Source organism: Akkermansia sp. GGCC_0220, from assembly GCF_017566105.1.
Taxonomy (GTDB): domain Bacteria; phylum Verrucomicrobiota; class Verrucomicrobiia; order Verrucomicrobiales; family Akkermansiaceae; genus Akkermansia; species Akkermansia massiliensis.
Window position 1 is genome coordinate 1 of record NZ_JABFCI010000060.1, and the last position, 335, is coordinate 335.

The following is a 335-nucleotide window of genomic DNA, read 5'->3' on the forward strand; positions in this document are numbered from 1 at the left end:
ACCAGAAACTTCACCTGCAACAGCCGCAGCGAGCTGGTCGAAGACCGGATCAGCCAGGGAGGAAGCTTCAGCTACCAATACGACAACATCGGCAACCGCAAGACCGCTCGTGAACTGGAAGAGGAAGTTTCCTACGATGCCAACGACCTTAACCAGTACGTGGATATTGCCGGGGGAGAAGAACATTTTAAACCCGTCTACGACGCCGACGGCAACCAGGCCACGATCAGGACCTCAACGGGCATCTGGGAAGTATCCTACGATGCCAATGACCGCCCCATCGTCTTCACCAGCCAGGATGGCAGAACGTCCATTACCTGCGGCTACGACTACCG

Annotated in this window: 1 protein-coding gene; it reads left to right on the forward strand. The window is 56.1% G+C overall.

What is annotated here, in order from left to right:
• On the forward strand, nucleotides 1-335 hold a 335-nt coding region (locus HJW02_RS12975), incomplete at both ends, for a hypothetical protein (RefSeq protein WP_208050674.1).